Source organism: Streptomyces sp. AN091965, assembly GCF_022698285.1.
Taxonomy (GTDB): domain Bacteria; phylum Actinomycetota; class Actinomycetes; order Streptomycetales; family Streptomycetaceae; genus Streptomyces.
Genome location: NZ_JALDMY010000001.1, coordinates 163,590 through 179,100 on the forward strand (window position 1 = coordinate 163,590; position 15,511 = coordinate 179,100).

The following is a 15,511-nucleotide window of genomic DNA, read 5'->3' on the forward strand; positions in this document are numbered from 1 at the left end:
GACGTGATGCGGGCGGTGGTCCTCGGGGGCAGCATCGCCGGTCTGCTGGCCGCCCAGGCGCTGACCGACCACGTCGACGAAGTCCTCGTCGTCGAACGGGACCGGCTGCCCGAGGGACCAGTACGGCGGCCAGGAGTACCGCAGTCCGCGCACCTGCACGCGTTGTTGAGCCGAGGACTGCGCGAGATCGAGCAGCTGCTGCCCAGGTTCGCCGCCGACCTGGCCGCGGCCGGGTCCCGCGTCTTCGATTTCTGCGCGGACACGGCGATCTACAACCCGTCCGGCTGGGGCGTCCGGTTCCCCTCACCCTTGAAGATCCACGGGGCCAGCCGCCTCCTGATGGAGTCGGTCCTGCGGGAGCGCGTGCGCGCACACCCCAAAGTCGTACTCAGCACCGGTCGCGCCGTCGTGGGACTCGTCGGCGACACGACCACCGTCACCGGCGTCCGGCTTCACGCCACACCCGCACCGGTCGACGCCGATCTCGTCGTGGACGCCACCGGGCGGGGCTCCCGCGCCGACCACTGGCTGGCCGAACTCGGCTGCCCCCCGGTGCCGCAGGCCGTGGTCGATGCGCACGTCGGCTACGCCAGCCGCCAGTACGACATCCCCGAGCGCCACTCCGCCGACTGGCATGCCTGCTACGTCCAACTCGCCGCGCCGCACCGGCCCCGCGGCGCGGTCCTCGCCCCCATCGAGGGCAACCGGTGGATCGTCAGCCTGCTCGGCGTCACGGCCCACCGCCCCACCAGAGCCGAGGACGACTTCCTGGACTTCGTCCGCAGCCTGCCCACTCCGGCCATCGCCAACGCCCTCACCGAAGCCACACCCCTGACTCCGGTCGTCACCACCCACACCACCGGCAACCACCGCCGCTACGTGGAACTCGCACACTCCCAACCCACCAACCTCATTCGCCTCGGTGACGCCGTCTGCAGCCTCAATCCCGTCTACGCCCAAGGGATGAGCACCGCCGCCGCAGGAGCCGCACTCCTGGCGCGGTGCTGCCGAGCCCAGCGCCACGGCACCGACCTCGCCCGCCGATTCCACCGACAGCTCGCCCACATCACCGACTGGGCCTGGCAGCCGACCACGGCCGGCGACCTGAGCTGGCCCACCACCGAGGGCGGACCACCCACACCATTCCAACGCCTCATCATTCGGTACACCCACCACGTCTTCGCCGGCGCCACCAAGAGCCCGCACGTCCAGCGGTCGGTACTCGACGTCCTCCACCTGCTGCGGCCCCCGCGCTCCCTGCTGGCACCGTCCACCGTGACCCACACGCTGGGGTCACACCTACGGGCACCACGGACAGGAGCACACCGTGGCTAGCGACACCGCACCCTCACCAATCACCGCCCCGGCCACCGGCGGCAAGTGGTTCCTGCTGCCCCGCCCCGTCTGGACGGGGCTGGGTCTGGTCAGCTTGGTGCTGCAACTCGTCATCTACGGCCGCTGGCTCGCCGACGGCGGCTACCGGCTCGCCCCGACCCGAAGCTCCGACGACACCTTCCCCATCATCACGCAACTGGCGGTGACCGCGCTCTACGTCGTCATCATCATCGCGGGCCTCGTGGTCTACCTGCGCCGCATGCGCAGAGAACGCCGGATGAACCTCGAGCTCGCGATGTGCCTCGGGACGTTCCTGTCCCTGTGGATCGAACCGCTGGTCAACATCCGGACCACGGTCATGCAGTACAACGCCCACGGCATAGGCGTCATATCCTCCTGGGCCCCCTATGCCCCCGGATGGTCCGGTCAACCGGCCCGCTATGAACCCAATCTCCCCCTCATCCTCGTCTCCGCCTGGGTGGGCGGCGCCATCGCCGGAATGACCGCCTGCAGCCTGCTCATCAGACTGCGGCGCCGCTGGCGGCTCAGCACCGCGCGCTTCATCTCCCTCTTCGTCGCCACCTGCGTCCTCTTCACACTCCTGGCGGACCCGCTCTTCTACGCCCTGGGCTTCTTCCGCTGGGACAGCGGAATCAGGGGATTCACCCTCTTCCCGGGAACCTGGCACCAGTTCCCCGTCTACGAAACCCTCTGCTTCAGCACCCTCATGCTCGGCTACCTCGCCTTCTACTACTGGTACCGAACCAAAGGAACAGACTTCTTCGACCCGCCGGCCACCGCGCCCCGCCCTCTGCGGCGCGTCATCCCCGTACTCGCCGTCATCGGCGTCACCAACGCCATCATGCTCTTCTACATCACCATCCTCGGACTGTTCGGACAATTCGGCACCATCAGCCCCGACCACCTCCCCGAGTTCTGGGTCGTTCCATCACCACCATGACCGGCCGGTTGAGGGGCGCCCTCAAGTGCTCCCCACATCCTCTGTCCACGGCTCCGCCCCCGCTTGCAGCGGCTGCTCGCCCAAGGGGACCCGTCGGGGCTCGCGGTTCGGCGATGAGTGGAGCCAGCGACGCCGGTGCGCTGGAGGCCAGAGAAGTGGGGAGGGAGGAGTCAGAACTCTCCGTGGGCCTGGTGGATGATTTCTTGTGCCGCGTGGACGAGGTCAGCGTTGGTCTCTACCGGTGTGCCGTCGGGTAGATGGAGGACGTCTTCCAGGCCGATCCGGGTGTCCAGCCGCTGCGTGACCGCCTGACGGAGGATGGGCCAGGCCGCTTCGTCTTCGCCGTGGAGGAGGATGGGCGCGGTCAGGGTGGGGCGAAGGTCGTCCAAGAGGTCGGCTGCGGCACGGAGTGCGGTCTGAGGGCTGGTCTCAGTGATCTCAGCCAGGACACGCAGGACTTGGTGGGCCCGTGGCCACTCGCGGAAGCTCCGTGCAGCGGAAGTTCCTGAGTAGATGCCTGCCTCGATGCCGACGCCACGCTCCAGCAGGGCGGTGGCGACCTCGATGGCGCCTTCTTCGTGCCAGTTCACGGAGGCGTGATCTAGCAGCACAGTCCAGGCCCGGACTTGGGCGGCACGCGCTTCAGGATCGGGCATGGTCCATGCGCCCGTGGTGACACCGACAGGGACATCTGGGACGGCGGCACGTACGGCTGTAAGAGCGGCGGCCACGAGGGTGGGCTCCAACGTGTCCTCGCCGTCGTCGTTCTTGGGGTGCAGGTGGATCTCCTGGGCACCGGCGGCGACGGCCGCGCGGGCTGCCCTGGCCAGTTCCTGCGGGGTCAGGGGGAGGTGGACGTGTTCGGCACGGCTCCTGGCACCGTTCAGACAGACTTGCAGCATGGCGTGATCGTCTCAGGAGGGTCTGACATGCGGCACCTCCCTCGTGTCACCGCGCACGCCGTTGCGGCCGCCGCAACGCCCCCCCCAACAACAGCGGAACTCGCTCGCCCTCTGGTCGGTCCACCTATGAAGGTCGGCGACGTCCAGGAGCGCCGGACACGGGACGTCCTCCCCGTACCGGACGCGGATGACGCGCCGGCCGTCGGCGGCAGCCTGCCCGCCGAGATCGACCCGACCTCCGGAGCGTGCCGAATCATCGGCATCGACGATGTCTTCGCAGCGAACCGGTAGGTCGACGGCAGGCCACTCGACCCGCTTGCCGGCACCACCGCTACCGCTGTGCCCTCAGGCATGGCCGGCTACAGGTCAATGCGTCGTGTTGTGGGCGCATCGCCTGTAATCCGTAGCGCTCCGGTGGCACATACAAGACGGTGGCTTGGCCGACTTGGGGGCGAGGGTGGAGGACTGGGATCGCTTTGAGGAGTTGTACCAGGTCTATCGCCTGCCCGTCTTCAGATACCTGTGTCGGCGGCTGCCGCGCGATCAGGCGGAAGACGCGATGTCCGAGGTGTTCGTGGCGGCCTGGGCCGGAACCCACCGCCTTCGGGGCGATCCGCTGCCGTGGCTGTACGGCATAGCCCGACACACGGTCAGTCGCTTCCTGCGGAATACCGCTGGAGCCGAGCGCGCGGACGAGGCCGCCAGGGGCGGGGGCCACGAACCGTCGCACAGAGCAGCCGAACACGAAGTCGTCGACCGCATGGATGCCTTGCGCGCACTCCACGAACTCGATCCACGCGACCGAGAGGCCTTGCTCCTCATCGCGTGGGAGGGGCTCGGCGTACGCGAGGCGGCTCGTGCGGCGGGCTGCTCCGCGGGGGCGTTCACGGTGCGGCTGCACCGCGCCCGGCGTCGCTTGGAGAAGTCCATGGACGAGCGGAGCGGCGCCGTGAACGCGGCAAGACAGGAGGGGATCAGGAGATGAGGAAAGACGTCATGAAGATCAGGCGGTTGTTGTCCCCTGCCGATCCGGCCAGGGGCATCACCGAGGTTCCCGCGCACGTCGATGAACGGATCACCGATATGGAGAACCAGGTCGTACGCCGTCCTCGCACCGATCGCGCGCACCGTCGCCGACTGGCAGCGGGTGTGGTGGCAGTCGCCGCGTCCGTCAGTGTCACGTTGATCGTCGTGCGGACGAGCGATGGCGGTGACGGGTCGCCGAAGGCCGACGGTGTTGTCGTGGGGCAGGGACAGGACCGTCTGCCCAGTGACACGGCCACGGATTGGGTGTCGTACGCGGATCACGTGGCGGTGGTCAAACTCGCCAAGGAGTCCGAGGTTCCTCCCTCAGCGGCGGAGGAGGGAGCCGGCGAGGGGATGATCGTGCGTGAGGGAACCCTGACCGTGGAGCGGGTGCTGTGGAGCCGTGGACAGGCACCCACACTTCCCTATCAAGTCACCATGGATCTAGCGGGCTGGGTCTTCAAGGACGAGTCACGCAGGGAGTTCGCGGGGGAGGGCGCGCCGCGAGTAGAGCCTGGCCGTACCTACATCATGGCCTTGGCTCGCTACTCCCCCGACGAATGGGGACCCTTGGGAAGCGACGCCACCCTTCCGTACGAGAACGGCACGATCGGCAAGGGGGAGAGTCAGGGCACGTCGCGGACACCAGGCCAGCGAACGGCTGAGCTCAGCACACTGGAACGCGAGGTCGATGGAGACTCAGCGGCCGCTCTGAGCGCGATTCTGCGGGACACGCGACCGGACCCGTTAGCCAAGAAGTACGCGGGCCTCCCGCCGCAGGAGCGCTTCGAGAAGGTGGAGGAAGGCCAGAACGCGGGTCAGGACGAACCCGACCCCGACGATGGTATCGACACCGGGAGCGTGGATGGTGAGGGTGACGACGTGCCAGAGGACTGACACCAGTGGGCCGGAGCGCGACGGTGATCGTACTCCAGCCCACTGAGCACGGTCGCATCAGTGAGGCTCTTCCAACCTGTCGAGAGCAACTGTGAGTTGGACGGATCTGCAGAACGGCGAAGCTCCTGGTGGACGAGTTGTCGACCAAGATCAACCGTCGTTCCAGGAGCTCCGTGTGCTTGTCTGCCCGTCAGCCATCGATCTGTCCACCGCGCACCTGCGCTACCTGAGCCAGGAGTTGGCGGCACGTCGCCGGGAGACAGGCAGTCGGCGGCGGCTGACTCCCCGACGCCAGGCCCTGCCCGCCCTGGCTCATCTGCGGTGCGGCGACACGTATACGCAGCTCGCGGCCGGATTCGGCATCAAGATCGCTACCGTGTACCGCTACGTCCGCGAGGCGATCGACGTTCTGGCCGTGCTCTCACCGACGCTCGCCGAGGCGATGGTGACGGCTCGTACGAAGGCGCACGTGACCCTGGACGGCACCATGCCGCCGATCAACCGGATCGCCGCCGACCGGCCCTACCACTGCGGCAAGAAGCGGCACCACGGCATGAACGTTCAGGTGCCGGCCGATCCGTTCGGCCAGCTGCTGCGGGCTTCGCCCGCGCTGCCCGGCGCCACACATGACCTGACGGCGGCACACGAGCACGGCACCATCGACGCCATTGCCGACACCGGCCTCAAGTGCCGGGCCGATAAGGCCTATCAGGGAGCGGCCCGCAACGTCCGGGTCCCGTTCAAAGGGCGCCGCCTCAAGCGGCGGCAACGACGCCACAACACCACCCACGCCAAGATCCACTGCATCGGCGAGCAGACCATGGCCACGCTCAAGGGCCGGCGCCTCCTGCGCAAGCCGCGCTGCGGCACCAACCGCATCACCACGATCGTCAAGGCCGTCCTCACCCTTCACCTCGCGGCCGCGTCAGGATGAAAAACCCTCACTCTACCGGCCGCCTCCGATGGCATTGCGTGTCCGCCCTGCTCACCGCTGGGCCCACCATGTCCCCGCGGCCCCGCCCACCGTGGTGACGAGGGCGACGAGCCACCCGGGGATGTGCTGGACGGTCAAGTGGAGTCCACCGAAGCGGAGTTCGAGCAAGGGAACTTGGGAGTCGGTTCGCGGCGGTTCGGCCTTACTCATTGCGCTTACCTCCGGGCGTGATGATCTCCGGTTGCGGGACGAGAGAGGGGCAGCGATGGGCCAGGGGCTCGGCGTCCAGAGTGGGGCTGCCTTCAACGACATCCCAAGAGTGCCCCTCCAGTACGAGTGCGGGCACTCGTGCGCCCTCACGCGTACCCCCGTACGCCCCCTGTGCCGTGAGGCAATGATGCACCCGGTCCTCAGAATTGGATCTTGTCCTACATTGCGGAGGCCGCGCCTCCAGCACGTCTGGCCTGTTCAGCGCTTCGATGTGGTGTACACGCAGCTTGAATTTGACTCACATCAATCATGCAGAACCGATTGACAGGGGTGCCCCGCTGCCGAACTGGGTGTCCTTTCTCCGGCTCATGAGTGCCGACGAAGGCGACGGCTCGCGTTCGTCCGCCCCGCGGGCGTGGACCATCTGCGGCCCCTCGCAACTAGAGGAAGTCGGTGATCCTGCACAGCGCCGCGACCTGGGTGTCGTTCCGGATGCCGAGGTCCCAGGGGCTGATGCGGCCCTCGGCGCTGACGGCGGTGGCCTCGGTGAGGACCAGGCCGGTGCCGCCCGTGGCCCGCGCCGCGTAGTGGGCCAGGTGCCAGTCCGTGGCGACACCCGCGTCCGGCCCGGTGGCCTCGGCGGAGTACTGGCACATCGGCGCCATCCAGACGCGGTTGGGGATGGTCAGGTTCCGCAGGGTGCAAGGCTCGAACAGCGCGCTCACGGGGTGCTCCCTTCGAGGGGCGGCGGAGACGACCACCCCACTTCAATGCAGAATCGATGCGTGATGCGTGCAGGAGTCCAAGGGCTGAGGGTGAGGGGAAGCCGCACGCGCGGGGCCTCGGCCCGCGGCGGGCGTGACTCTGGAGGAGATCATGAAGCTCAGAGACGAACTGCCCACCGACCACAAGCTCGCCACCGTCTACCGGTACGGAGCGGCCTTCTGCGGTGTGGTCCTGGTCGCGTTCGGCTGCCTCGGCTTCGCCGATCAGCTCAGCCCCTTCGACACCGAGGGAACCAGGCTCGCCGGACTGAGCACCAACGGTGTGCTCAGTCTGCTCTCGGTGCTCTTCGGAGCCGTCCTCATCATCGGCGTCGTCCTCGGCGGCAACGTGGCCTCCACGCTCAACATGGCAGTGGGCACCCTGTTCCTGCTGAGCGGTTTCGTCCACCTCTTCATCCTCGACCGGTCAGCCAACGTGCTCGACTTCGGCATGACCAACGTCGTCTTCAGCTTCGTCATGGGACTGCTCATCCTGACCTTCGGCATGTACGGTCGCGTGTCCGGTGGCCTCCCCCACGACAACCCGTACTGGCGACGGCGCCACCCCGAACAGGCGGCACGCGAGGACGCCCTTCGCCGGGCCCCGGCCAGGCCGCAGATCACCGGCCCCGATGTGCGCCCCACCGCCTCACCCGAGACCTGACGACACCGCGGTGCGACGGCCGGTGCCGACGGCTCGTAAGCTGCGGACATGACCACGACCCCGATTCCGACGCCGCGCGATGCCTTCGAGCTGCTGATGGCCGGTAACCAGCGCTTCGTCGCGGGCGCCCCCGAGCACCCCAACCAAGACGCCACCCGCCGCACCGAGGTAGCACCGTCCCAGCAGCCCTTCGCCGTGCTGTTCGGGTGCTCCGACTCCCGGCTGGCCGCCGAGATCATCTTCGACCGCGGCCTGGGCGACCTGTTCGTGGTGCGCACCGCCGGGCACGTCGCCGGTACGGAAGTGCTCGGATCCATCGAATTCGGCGTGAGCGTCCTCAACGCGCCGCTGGTCGTCGTCCTCGGCCACGACTCGTGCGGCGCCGTCGCCGCGGCCTGCTCCGCTCTGGAGAACGGGCAGACCCCGGGCGGCTTCGTCCGAGACGTCGTCGAACGGGTGACCCCGAGCGTGCTGGCGGCCCGAGCCGCAGGACGCGACCAGGCGGAAGAGATCCTGGCCGAACACATCGAGCACACCGTGGACCTGCTGCTCGAACGCTCCCGCGTCCTGGCGGAGCGGGTTGCCACCGGCCGCCTCGGCGTGGTGGGGCTGTCCTACCGCCTCGCCGACGGCAGCGCGCAGCTCGTAGCGTCCCGCGGCCTCGACGCGGCGACCCCCGCCGCGTCCTGACCGCCCCGGCCGGGGCGGCTCAGGCGGAGGGCCGGGGCTCCGCAGCCCGGCGGAGCCGGTTGGCGATCGCGAGTCCCAGCCCCTCATCGGTCGGCAGGGAGGCGACGATGAGGTCGCACCCCTGCTGGTCGAGGTCGCGCAGGAAGCCGTACAGCCCGCGGGCATAAGCCGTCGTCGAGGCGGGCACCGTCACGACGGCGTGCGCCTTCACCGGAGCGTCGGCGAAGGCCGGGGGAAGAAGGAGGCCCACCTGGTGGCCCCGCTGCCGCGCGAGCTCGCCTTCGGCGACGACTCGCTCCGGCTCGACCAGGACGACGCGCGCACGGGGCGCGTAGTGGGACGGGTGCTGGCCCGGTACCCGGACGTGGCTGGTGGAGGGAAGGGCGACCGGGTGGCCCAGGACCGCTTCGAGGTCCTCGCGGGTGACTCCGCCGGGTCGCAGGATGCTCGGGGTCTCGCCGGTGACATCGACGATGGTCGACTCGACGCCGACGCCGCAGGGGCCGCCGTCCAGTACGAAGTCGACCGCGTCACCGAGCTCCGCACGGACGTGGTCCGCCGTCGTGGGGCTGACCGAGCCGAAGCGGTTGGCCGACGGAGCCGTGATGCCGCCGCCGAAGGCCGACAGCAGGGCGAGCGCGACGGGATGGTCGGGCACGCGCACGGCCACCGTCTCCAGGCCACCCGTGGCTTCGAGGGGCACCCGTCGGCCGCGCCGCAGGACGAGCGTCAGCGGGCCGGGCCAGAAGTGTTCGGCCAGCAGGCGTGCCGTCGCGGACGCCTCCTCGACCCACTCGTCCAGCTGGTCCGCACCGCCGATGTGGACGATCAGCGGGTGAGTGGGCGGACGCCCCTTGGTCTGGAAGATCCGCGCCACCGCGGCGGGGTCCTCAGCGTTGGCACCCAGGCCGTAGACGGTTTCGGTCGGCAGGGCCACCAGGCCCCCGGCGCGCAGCGTCTCTGAGGCCTTCTCGATATCACTGGTTACTACCATCACTCTCGTAATGCTCTCACTGCGGCGCGCCCTCAGCTTGATTCTTAGACGCCATTTCAATTGGTGTGATCTTGCGGCAGTCTGGGGTGATGACTGCTGCACTCGTCGAACGGTTGGCGCCGGAAGACCTGTGGGAGTTGTTCCAGCGAGTGGTTCCGCCGGCGCCGGAACGCCCGCAGGGCGGAGGGCACCGGCGGCGAGGGGACCGCGAAGTACTGGCCGCGATCATCTTCGTAGCTGCTTCCGGCTGCACCTGGAACCAACTCCCGCCGGGCTTCGGGCTGTCGGGAGTCACCGCCTTCCGGCGGTTCACCGAGTGGACCGAGGCTAGGGTCTGGGCCAAGCTCCACCGCCTGGTCCTGGACGAACTCGGCGCCCGGGGCGAGCTCGACTGGTCACGGTGCGCGATCGATTCCGTCAGCGTCCGCGCCCTCAAAGGGGGCAGCTGACCGGACCGAATCCGACCGACCGCGGCAAGAAGGGATCGAAAATCCACCTCATCGTGGACCGCCAGGGCCTGCCCCTGTCGGTCGGCATCTCCGCCGCAAACCTCCACGACAGCCAGGCCCTCATCCCGCTGGTCCGCGGCATTCCACCCATCCGTTCCCGTCGCGGCCCGCGACGCCGACGGCACGGCAAACTACACGGCGACAAAGGCTACGACTACCGCTACCTGCGCCGATGGCTCGCTTCCCGCGGCATCCGGCACCGTCTCGCCCGTAAGGACGTCGAGTCATCCCGACGCCTGGGCCGGCATCGCTGGGTCGTGGAACGGACCGTGTCCTGGCTGTCCGGTTGCCGACGCCTCCACCGCCGCTACGAGCGCAAGCCGGAACACTTCCTCGCCTTCACGGCCATAGCCGCGACCCTCATATGTCACCGCCGACTCACCAAGTGAAATGGCGTCTTAACCTGCTGCGCCCTCAAGGGGTGCGTGGTGTACTGGTCGGCCGTCCGGCTTGTTGATGAAGGCGGCGTGAGCCAGAACGCTACGGAGTGAGCATGTGGGACGGCCCCTTCTACCGAGTCAGACGTGACGGATACGAGATCTGCTTCGTGCCCGGTGCCGGGGAGGACCTTAACGAGGTCTGCAATGTGGACATGTGGGTCATCCGTGATGACGGTGATCGCTGGTCCGGAACCGTGTTCACTCTCGATGAGGTGCACCGGATCATGGACCGTCAGCGGCAGGCTGGCGAACCAGAGGGCGGCTACTGGTGGTGCTGGGACGGCCTCATCGTGCGCGACGCGGGTGTGCCGTCGATGGTCAAGGTCATCGAGGGGCTCGTCGCCGCAGGCAAGCACGAGACAGTCCTTCGCCATGTCGGGCCCGAAGAGAGCGCTTGATCTCGTTGACTCCCCGGCTGACCGAACGATCCCTCGAACGTGATCGCACGTACGAGGATTCTGGGGACGTGAACGCGGCCCCCGTCTGATCCTGTGCTCCGACCAAGAAGGCACTTGACCAGCGAAGGCCGTGGGGAATGAGTCTGCTGCACCACGATGGCCGGGACGAGGCATTCGACTCCACGTCCCACTTTCGGGAGGACTCTACGGATGCCTGACCCGGCGCGGTGACACGTTGTTCGAAGTCACGGACGCGTTGCTCTGCGAGAACGGGCCGGTGACCTCGCCAGTCGCTCTGACGCTGCTGGCCGAACACCGGCGTGGGCACGGAGCGTTGTACGACGGGCTCAACCAGGGCTCCATTGACGCGGACAGGCTGCGGAAGGCACTGGCCGTGCTGCCGCAGCCGAAGGCTGCAAACGGGCGCCTGGTCCTGGCGGTCGATGTCTCGCCGTGGCTGCGTCCAGACGCGCCGACCATCCCGGACCGGCTGTTCTGTCATGTCTACGGTCGCTCGGGACGTTCCAGTGACCAGTTCATTCCCGGCTGGCCGTACTCGTTCGTCGCCGCGCTGGAGACGGGCCGCACCTCGTGGTGCCAGCTGCTGGACGTGGTCCGCCTCGGCCCCGACGACGACGTCGCCGAGGTCACCGCACGGCAGGTCCGCCGCGTCGTGAACGACTTGATCGGCCAGGGCCAGTGGGAGGACGGCGACCCGGACATCCTGGTCGTGTTCGACGCCGGCTACGACGCCCCGCGCATGGCCTACCTCCTCCACGGCCTGCCCATCGAGGTGCTCGGACGGATGCGCTCGGATCGAGTCATGCGCCGTCCGATACCTACGCAACTGGAGTACGCCCTGGCCTATCCCCAGGGCGGGCGGCCGCCGAAGCACGGCAAGGAGTTCCGCTTCGCCAAGCCGGACACGTGGGGCGCGCCCGACACGGAGACCGTGCAGGTCACCGATCGCTATGGCACCGCCCAGGTGATGGCTTGGGACCGTATCCACCCCCGGCTCACCACCCGCTCCGCGCGGAAGCGCATACCCAGCTCCGGCTCACCCGCGAGGCCGCGGCCGATCTACGCCGCCCCTGGGAGAAGCGGGCCGAGCCCGCCCGGCTCACCCCGGCCCGCGTCCGCCGGGGGTTCAGGGACCTCCGCCCTCACCTGCACAGTCCGGCCCGTGCACCAAAACCGTCAAATCCCGTCCCAGGGCGCCCACTTGGCTCGAAGAGCCGGCGACCCGCCACCCGTTACGACGAGGGCAAATCAACCAGACGCCCTGAAGGTATCGCCGAACGTAATCGACCCAGAGCTCGCAAACCATAAAAAACAAGCTCAGCCGCTTCTCAAGCCACCGCGCCTGCGCGTGCAGCCAGGTAGTGGGGAGCGCACTGGGGTGCTCGGCGGCCCCTGCGGCCCGCACGGCGAGTTCGGGCACGCTGCGCTCGCGTACGTCGTCGCCGTCGATCTCAACCGCCCGGGCCCGCAGCCCGCGCGGATCCACGTGCAGCACGTGCACGACGGCCTCGTCAGGCCGTGTGAACAGCCTCTCGTCGACCACCTGGCCGTGCTGGCCGGCCGTCACGACCAGGTATCCCTGCCCATCCCACCGCACCGCTCCTGGACCTCCCCGCATCGGCTGCGGACACCACGACGTTCAGCATGCCGCGCACACAACCTCCGCGGTGACCGGGCTCTGAGCCCCTCCCGCCCTGCGCAACATCCCCCGGCGGCAGCCCCGCACCGTCCTCGGCCGCGGAATCCAGCCCCGCTGAACTGCGGGACGCGCGCCTCTGCGCTGCGGAGAAAGCCCACCACGCCCTCATGAAGAAGGAACACGGCCCGGACCAGATGCCGCACTTCAGTGCCTATCTGCAGCTGCGCGATGCCCCACCGCGATCCCCGCACACCGCTACTGCCCCTCCGAGTCCCAGGCCGTCGCCACCAACCGCAAGTTCCGGCAGGCCCGGAGCTTTCCCGTCCAGCGCGGCACCGCCGCACCCGAACACGTGACCATGGACGAGCACATCAGGATCGGTTGCGGCCGACCGCCCTCACCACGTCTGCACTTCCTCGACAGCACCTGCGGCCCCCATGCCTTCGTCGAGCACGAGCCAGCGCCATGATCGCGCAGACTCCTCCCTGTCGGCCGACGGAAGCCTGCACGAGGGGTGAAGGATCACTCATCCGGGTGCGCTTGCGCCCGGTCATGTATGGCAGGCGTGACATCCGAGCAGCCAACCACGCGTGGAGATCTGGCTGTTGAACCACCTGCCCACCCTCCCCCTCGCCTTGATCATGGTCGGCGGCATCGTCGCCCTGGCGCTGGCAGGCAGCGTGCTCGTCTACCGACGGCACCCCACGCTCGCCGAGGGCCAGCACAACGACATGGTCGGCGCGGGGCTCGGCATGTTCGCCGCCATCTACGGGATCATCCTGGCCTTCGTCGTCGTCACCCTGTGGACCGAGACGGACGAGGCCGAAACGGTGGTCGCCAACGAGTCGACGTACCTGGCACAGATGGTCCGGGACTCCCGCGCCTTCCCCACCGCCCAGCACGCCCGCATGGAGGACGCCGTCAGCGCGTACGCCCACGCCGTGGTGGAAGTGCAGTGGCCCCTCATGCGCGAGGGCCGCCCCCGGTACGGCGCCACGGAGCGCGCGATAGAAGACATGTTCACCACGCTGAACTCCTTCGAGCCCAGGACGGAGCGCGAGAAGGCGTTCTACCGCGAGACCATCAGTGACATCAACAAGGTCGTCGCGGAGCGCAGGGCCCGCATCACCAAAGCCCAGCAGTCCCTGCCGGGACTGTTCAAGGTACTGGCGTACGGAGGCGCGCTCGTGATCATCCCGCTCACGTTCCTCTACGGCAACAAGAGCCAACGCGTGCGACTGCTGTTCGTGGGCTCCGTCGCCGCCCTCGTCGGCTTCAGCCTGCTGCTCGTCCTCGTCCTCGACCACCCGTTCTCCGGAGACATCAGCGTGCCGCCGGACGCGTTCAAAGAGGGTGCCCTGGCGAAATTCTGGTGATCTGGCCCCGGCTGCACAGTGAAGTCCATGGCAGACGACGTGGGTTGAATGGCGTCAGGTCAGGTTGATCGAACTCTTCTCACAGGGTTTGCAGATCACCCGGAAGACCTGATTCACCTCCGCCCTTTCCCATGGCGGGTATCTCACCTCGTCGGCCCCGAGGACGCCGGGCCGAAGGTAGCTCGTGAGCTTGCTGATCAGCGGGCCCTGGGCCTTGGCGGTCTTGAGGTGGCGGACCATGCCTCAGGGGCCGGTGAAGCAGATCGAGCAGCCGGCCCCGCAGGCCGCGACAGCCAGGGCGATGGCGATGGTGCTCCTACAGCCCGTCACGATGTGAGGGTGGGGCGAGGAAGGTCCTCATGAGCCCTCGATGGTCGTGATCTTTTAGGCCAGATGTTTGAGGCACCGACAGAGGCCGCCTTCCCCGCTGTTGAGCGTGCCGGTCGTAGGGAAGCACGGGGACAAGTCGGGGTGGCCTGCTGTATGCGGACGGAAGTGGGGAAGCTTCGGGACCGGGTGCAGCGGAGACCTCGGGTGGCTGAGGGCCTCCTGCGTCCTGGGATGGTGCGGCGGACTCGAGCCGAGGGAGCACTTGTCGTGCGACGGCTCGTTTCAGGCACCGTTTGATCTCGCGCGCGGTCTTGCCTTCAGCTGTGCGGCGGGCCGCATAGGCCCTGGTGGGGGCGGGGTGCTGGAGTAGGGACAGCACGATGGTGTGGAGCGCCCGGCCCAACTGGCGATCACCAGAGCGGTTCAGGCGGTATCGGGTGATCTGACCGGAGCTGACGGGTGCGCGAAGGCTGCTGCTACACGGCAGGGCCGTTGTGGGGCGCCAGCATGGTCGTCCACGCCTGGGCCGCGGCAAGGTTCAGGGCGGTACCGATGCCGCGGCAAGCTTCGGGGCGGTGCCGATCACGATGCAGGTGAAGTCGTTCCACCGCTCCAGGACGCGTGGTTCGTCCGGCCGCAGGTGTACGGCGCCACCGTGGGCGGGCCGGTGGCGCCGGTAGATGTCCATCAGTGGTCGGCGCCGCTTGTCGTACGCGGCCAGCGGGTCAGCGGCGTCCGCGCGCGGGACGGAGCGGGAGGGCTGGCGGTGGTGTCCGCCAGGGCCCGCCCGGTGCTGGGCTTCCCCGGCGTCAGCGGGATGATTGCGCGCCGGGGGGCGGCGCCGCAAAGTGCGGAACTTTCGATTCCGGCAGGATTGGCATCCCGGGATGTCTCCGCGCGCCTTCCGGTCCGCCGGTATTCGTAGTCTTTTGGGAAGCGCGAAGTCCGCTTGCGCTGGTGCCCCGTTGAGAGAAGTGCCATGGCCGGGCTACGAGCGATACCCGGCGTCTGACGCGGCACAGAGTGGGGCCTTGGGCGTTTCTGCCCGATCCTGCGCTCCCTGGTGGAGCGGTTGTGCGGACCCTCGCGAGGCGATGGCCATGCCCATGGCCACGTCGCGGCGGCCAGCACCTCCCCCGGATACCCATCGACGACGTCATCGTGGAGAAGGGCCGGTCATGAACAGCCATGACGTGACGAATGCAGAGCATTTGGTGGTGCTCGTGGGCGGCCCGCCGGAGATGGCTCGCGTGTACCGGATTCCGGGACAGATCGCTGCCACCTCCGAGCGGATCGCGGTGGCCTATTACGGGCAGCATCAGCACTTCGAGCCCACCGGTGAGACGGAGCTGGTGGAAGGCCGCATGATGCCTGTCTTCCGGTTCACCTACAGCACGAAGATCGCGGAGTAGGGAGACGGG

At 68.4% G+C, this 15,511-nt stretch carries 15 protein-coding genes and 2 pseudogenes; 13 read left to right on the plus strand and 4 right to left on the minus strand.

Annotation, left to right across the window (positions count from 1 at the left end; genetic code table 11):
• Positions 1-6 precede the first annotated feature (6 nt).
• Positions 7-1,335, plus strand: a complete 1,329-nt coding sequence (locus tag MQV74_RS00715) for an FAD-dependent oxidoreductase (protein ID WP_242714036.1) — start codon at positions 7-9, stop codon at positions 1,333-1,335.
• The gene (locus MQV74_RS00720) at positions 1,328-2,296 is read left to right on the plus strand and encodes a spirocyclase AveC family protein (RefSeq protein WP_242714037.1); all 969 of its coding nucleotides are present in this window, start codon (positions 1,328-1,330) and stop codon (positions 2,294-2,296) included. The genes MQV74_RS00715 and MQV74_RS00720 overlap by 8 nt, the downstream gene beginning before the upstream one ends.
• Positions 2,297-2,466: 170 nt before the next feature.
• Here the strand turns inward: MQV74_RS00720 and MQV74_RS00725 are convergent, their stop codons facing one another.
• Entirely contained in the window at positions 2,467-3,198 is a 732-nt protein-coding gene (locus tag MQV74_RS00725) for a 3-keto-5-aminohexanoate cleavage protein (RefSeq protein ID WP_242714038.1), read from the minus strand.
• Between the two features lie 126 nt (positions 3,199-3,324).
• On the opposite strand from MQV74_RS00725, the gene MQV74_RS00730 reads away from it, so the two are divergent.
• The 4 genes from MQV74_RS00730 (at position 3,325) to MQV74_RS00745 (ending at position 6,055) form a co-directional block, all read left to right on the plus strand.
• The gene (locus tag MQV74_RS00730; RefSeq protein WP_242714039.1) at positions 3,325-3,489 is read left to right on the plus strand and encodes a hypothetical protein; all 165 of its coding nucleotides are present in this window, start codon (positions 3,325-3,327) and stop codon (positions 3,487-3,489) included.
• A 166-nt stretch (positions 3,490-3,655) separates the two neighbouring features.
• On the plus strand, positions 3,656-4,183 hold the full coding sequence (locus tag MQV74_RS00735) for an RNA polymerase sigma factor (protein ID WP_242714040.1): 528 nt from the start codon (positions 3,656-3,658) through the stop codon (positions 4,181-4,183).
• 11 nt (positions 4,184-4,194) lie between these two features.
• Positions 4,195-5,121, plus strand: coding sequence for a hypothetical protein (locus tag MQV74_RS00740; RefSeq protein WP_242714041.1), 927 nt, complete (start codon positions 4,195-4,197; stop codon positions 5,119-5,121).
• 175 nt (positions 5,122-5,296) lie between these two features.
• Complete coding sequence (locus MQV74_RS00745; RefSeq protein ID WP_242714042.1) at positions 5,297-6,055, plus strand: transposase family protein; 759 nt, start codon at positions 5,297-5,299, stop codon at positions 6,053-6,055.
• 653 nt (positions 6,056-6,708) lie between these two features.
• On the opposite strand, the pseudogene MQV74_RS00750 reads toward MQV74_RS00745, so the two are convergent.
• Positions 6,709-6,990, minus strand: a pseudogene (locus MQV74_RS00750) (oxidoreductase); the annotation flags it as partial.
• A gap of 151 nt (positions 6,991-7,141) precedes the next feature.
• Here MQV74_RS00750 and MQV74_RS00755 point away from each other — a divergent pair.
• Together MQV74_RS00755 and MQV74_RS00760 are read left to right on the plus strand one after the other, a co-directional pair.
• A complete protein-coding gene (locus MQV74_RS00755) occupies positions 7,142-7,693 on the plus strand; it encodes a DUF4383 domain-containing protein (protein ID WP_242714043.1) in 552 nt (183 codons plus the stop codon).
• A gap of 48 nt (positions 7,694-7,741) precedes the next feature.
• Positions 7,742-8,383: a carbonic anhydrase gene (locus tag MQV74_RS00760; RefSeq protein ID WP_242714044.1), complete on the plus strand. Its 642-nt coding sequence runs from the start codon at positions 7,742-7,744 to the stop codon at positions 8,381-8,383.
• Positions 8,384-8,402: 19 nt separating this feature from the next.
• Here MQV74_RS00760 and MQV74_RS00765 read toward each other — a convergent pair whose 3' ends face one another.
• Positions 8,403-9,377, minus strand: coding sequence for an L-threonylcarbamoyladenylate synthase (locus MQV74_RS00765; protein WP_242728467.1), 975 nt, complete (start codon positions 9,375-9,377; stop codon positions 8,403-8,405).
• A gap of 89 nt (positions 9,378-9,466) precedes the next feature.
• On the opposite strand from MQV74_RS00765, the gene MQV74_RS00770 reads away from it, so the two are divergent.
• The 4 genes and pseudogenes from MQV74_RS00770 to MQV74_RS00785 all read left to right on the plus strand — a co-directional run bounded on the left by MQV74_RS00770 (position 9,467) and on the right by MQV74_RS00785 (position 13,760).
• A protein-coding gene (locus MQV74_RS00770; protein ID WP_242714045.1) for an IS5 family transposase occupies positions 9,467-10,275 on the plus strand; the annotation gives its coding sequence in 2 pieces (ribosomal slippage) (positions 9,467-9,814 and positions 9,817-10,275; 807 coding nt in all).
• Positions 10,276-10,379: 104 nt separating this feature from the next.
• The gene (locus MQV74_RS00775; protein WP_242714046.1) at positions 10,380-10,724 is read left to right on the plus strand and encodes a hypothetical protein; all 345 of its coding nucleotides are present in this window, start codon (positions 10,380-10,382) and stop codon (positions 10,722-10,724) included.
• A 137-nt stretch (positions 10,725-10,861) separates the two neighbouring features.
• Positions 10,862-12,053, plus strand: a pseudogene (locus tag MQV74_RS00780) (transposase).
• 921 nt (positions 12,054-12,974) lie between these two features.
• Positions 12,975-13,760: a bestrophin-like domain gene (locus MQV74_RS00785; RefSeq protein WP_242714047.1), complete on the plus strand. Its 786-nt coding sequence runs from the start codon at positions 12,975-12,977 to the stop codon at positions 13,758-13,760.
• A 54-nt stretch (positions 13,761-13,814) separates the two neighbouring features.
• Here MQV74_RS00785 and MQV74_RS00790 read toward each other — a convergent pair whose 3' ends face one another.
• Positions 13,815-14,000: an ATP-binding protein gene (locus MQV74_RS00790; protein ID WP_242714048.1), complete on the minus strand. Its 186-nt coding sequence runs from the start codon at positions 13,998-14,000 to the stop codon at positions 13,815-13,817.
• A gap of 1,268 nt (positions 14,001-15,268) precedes the next feature.
• On the opposite strand from MQV74_RS00790, the gene MQV74_RS00795 reads away from it, so the two are divergent.
• Positions 15,269-15,502, plus strand: coding sequence for a DUF5988 family protein (locus MQV74_RS00795; RefSeq protein ID WP_242714049.1), 234 nt, complete (start codon positions 15,269-15,271; stop codon positions 15,500-15,502).
• The last annotated feature ends 9 nt before the right edge of the window (positions 15,503-15,511 follow it).

Coding starts and splice junctions, on each gene's coding strand:
- MQV74_RS00760 (WP_242714044.1), top strand. CDS start 7,742: ATGACCACGACCCCGATTCCGACGCCGCGCGATGCCTTCGAGCTGCTG.
- MQV74_RS00755 (WP_242714043.1), top strand. CDS start 7,142: ATGAAGCTCAGAGACGAACTGCCCACCGACCACAAGCTCGCCACCGTC.
- MQV74_RS00795 (WP_242714049.1), top strand. CDS start 15,269: ATGAACAGCCATGACGTGACGAATGCAGAGCATTTGGTGGTGCTCGTG.
- MQV74_RS00715 (WP_242714036.1), top strand. CDS start 7: ATGCGGGCGGTGGTCCTCGGGGGCAGCATCGCCGGTCTGCTGGCCGCC.
- MQV74_RS00740 (WP_242714041.1), top strand. CDS start 4,195: ATGAAGATCAGGCGGTTGTTGTCCCCTGCCGATCCGGCCAGGGGCATC.
- MQV74_RS00790 (WP_242714048.1), bottom strand. CDS start 14,000: ATGGTCCGCCACCTCAAGACCGCCAAGGCCCAGGGCCCGCTGATCAGC.
- MQV74_RS00765 (WP_242728467.1), bottom strand. CDS start 9,377: ATGGTAGTAACCAGTGATATCGAGAAGGCCTCAGAGACGCTGCGCGCC.
- MQV74_RS00725 (WP_242714038.1), bottom strand. CDS start 3,198: ATGCTGCAAGTCTGTCTGAACGGTGCCAGGAGCCGTGCCGAACACGTC.
- MQV74_RS00775 (WP_242714046.1), top strand. CDS start 10,380: ATGTGGGACGGCCCCTTCTACCGAGTCAGACGTGACGGATACGAGATC.
- MQV74_RS00730 (WP_242714039.1), top strand. CDS start 3,325: ATGAAGGTCGGCGACGTCCAGGAGCGCCGGACACGGGACGTCCTCCCC.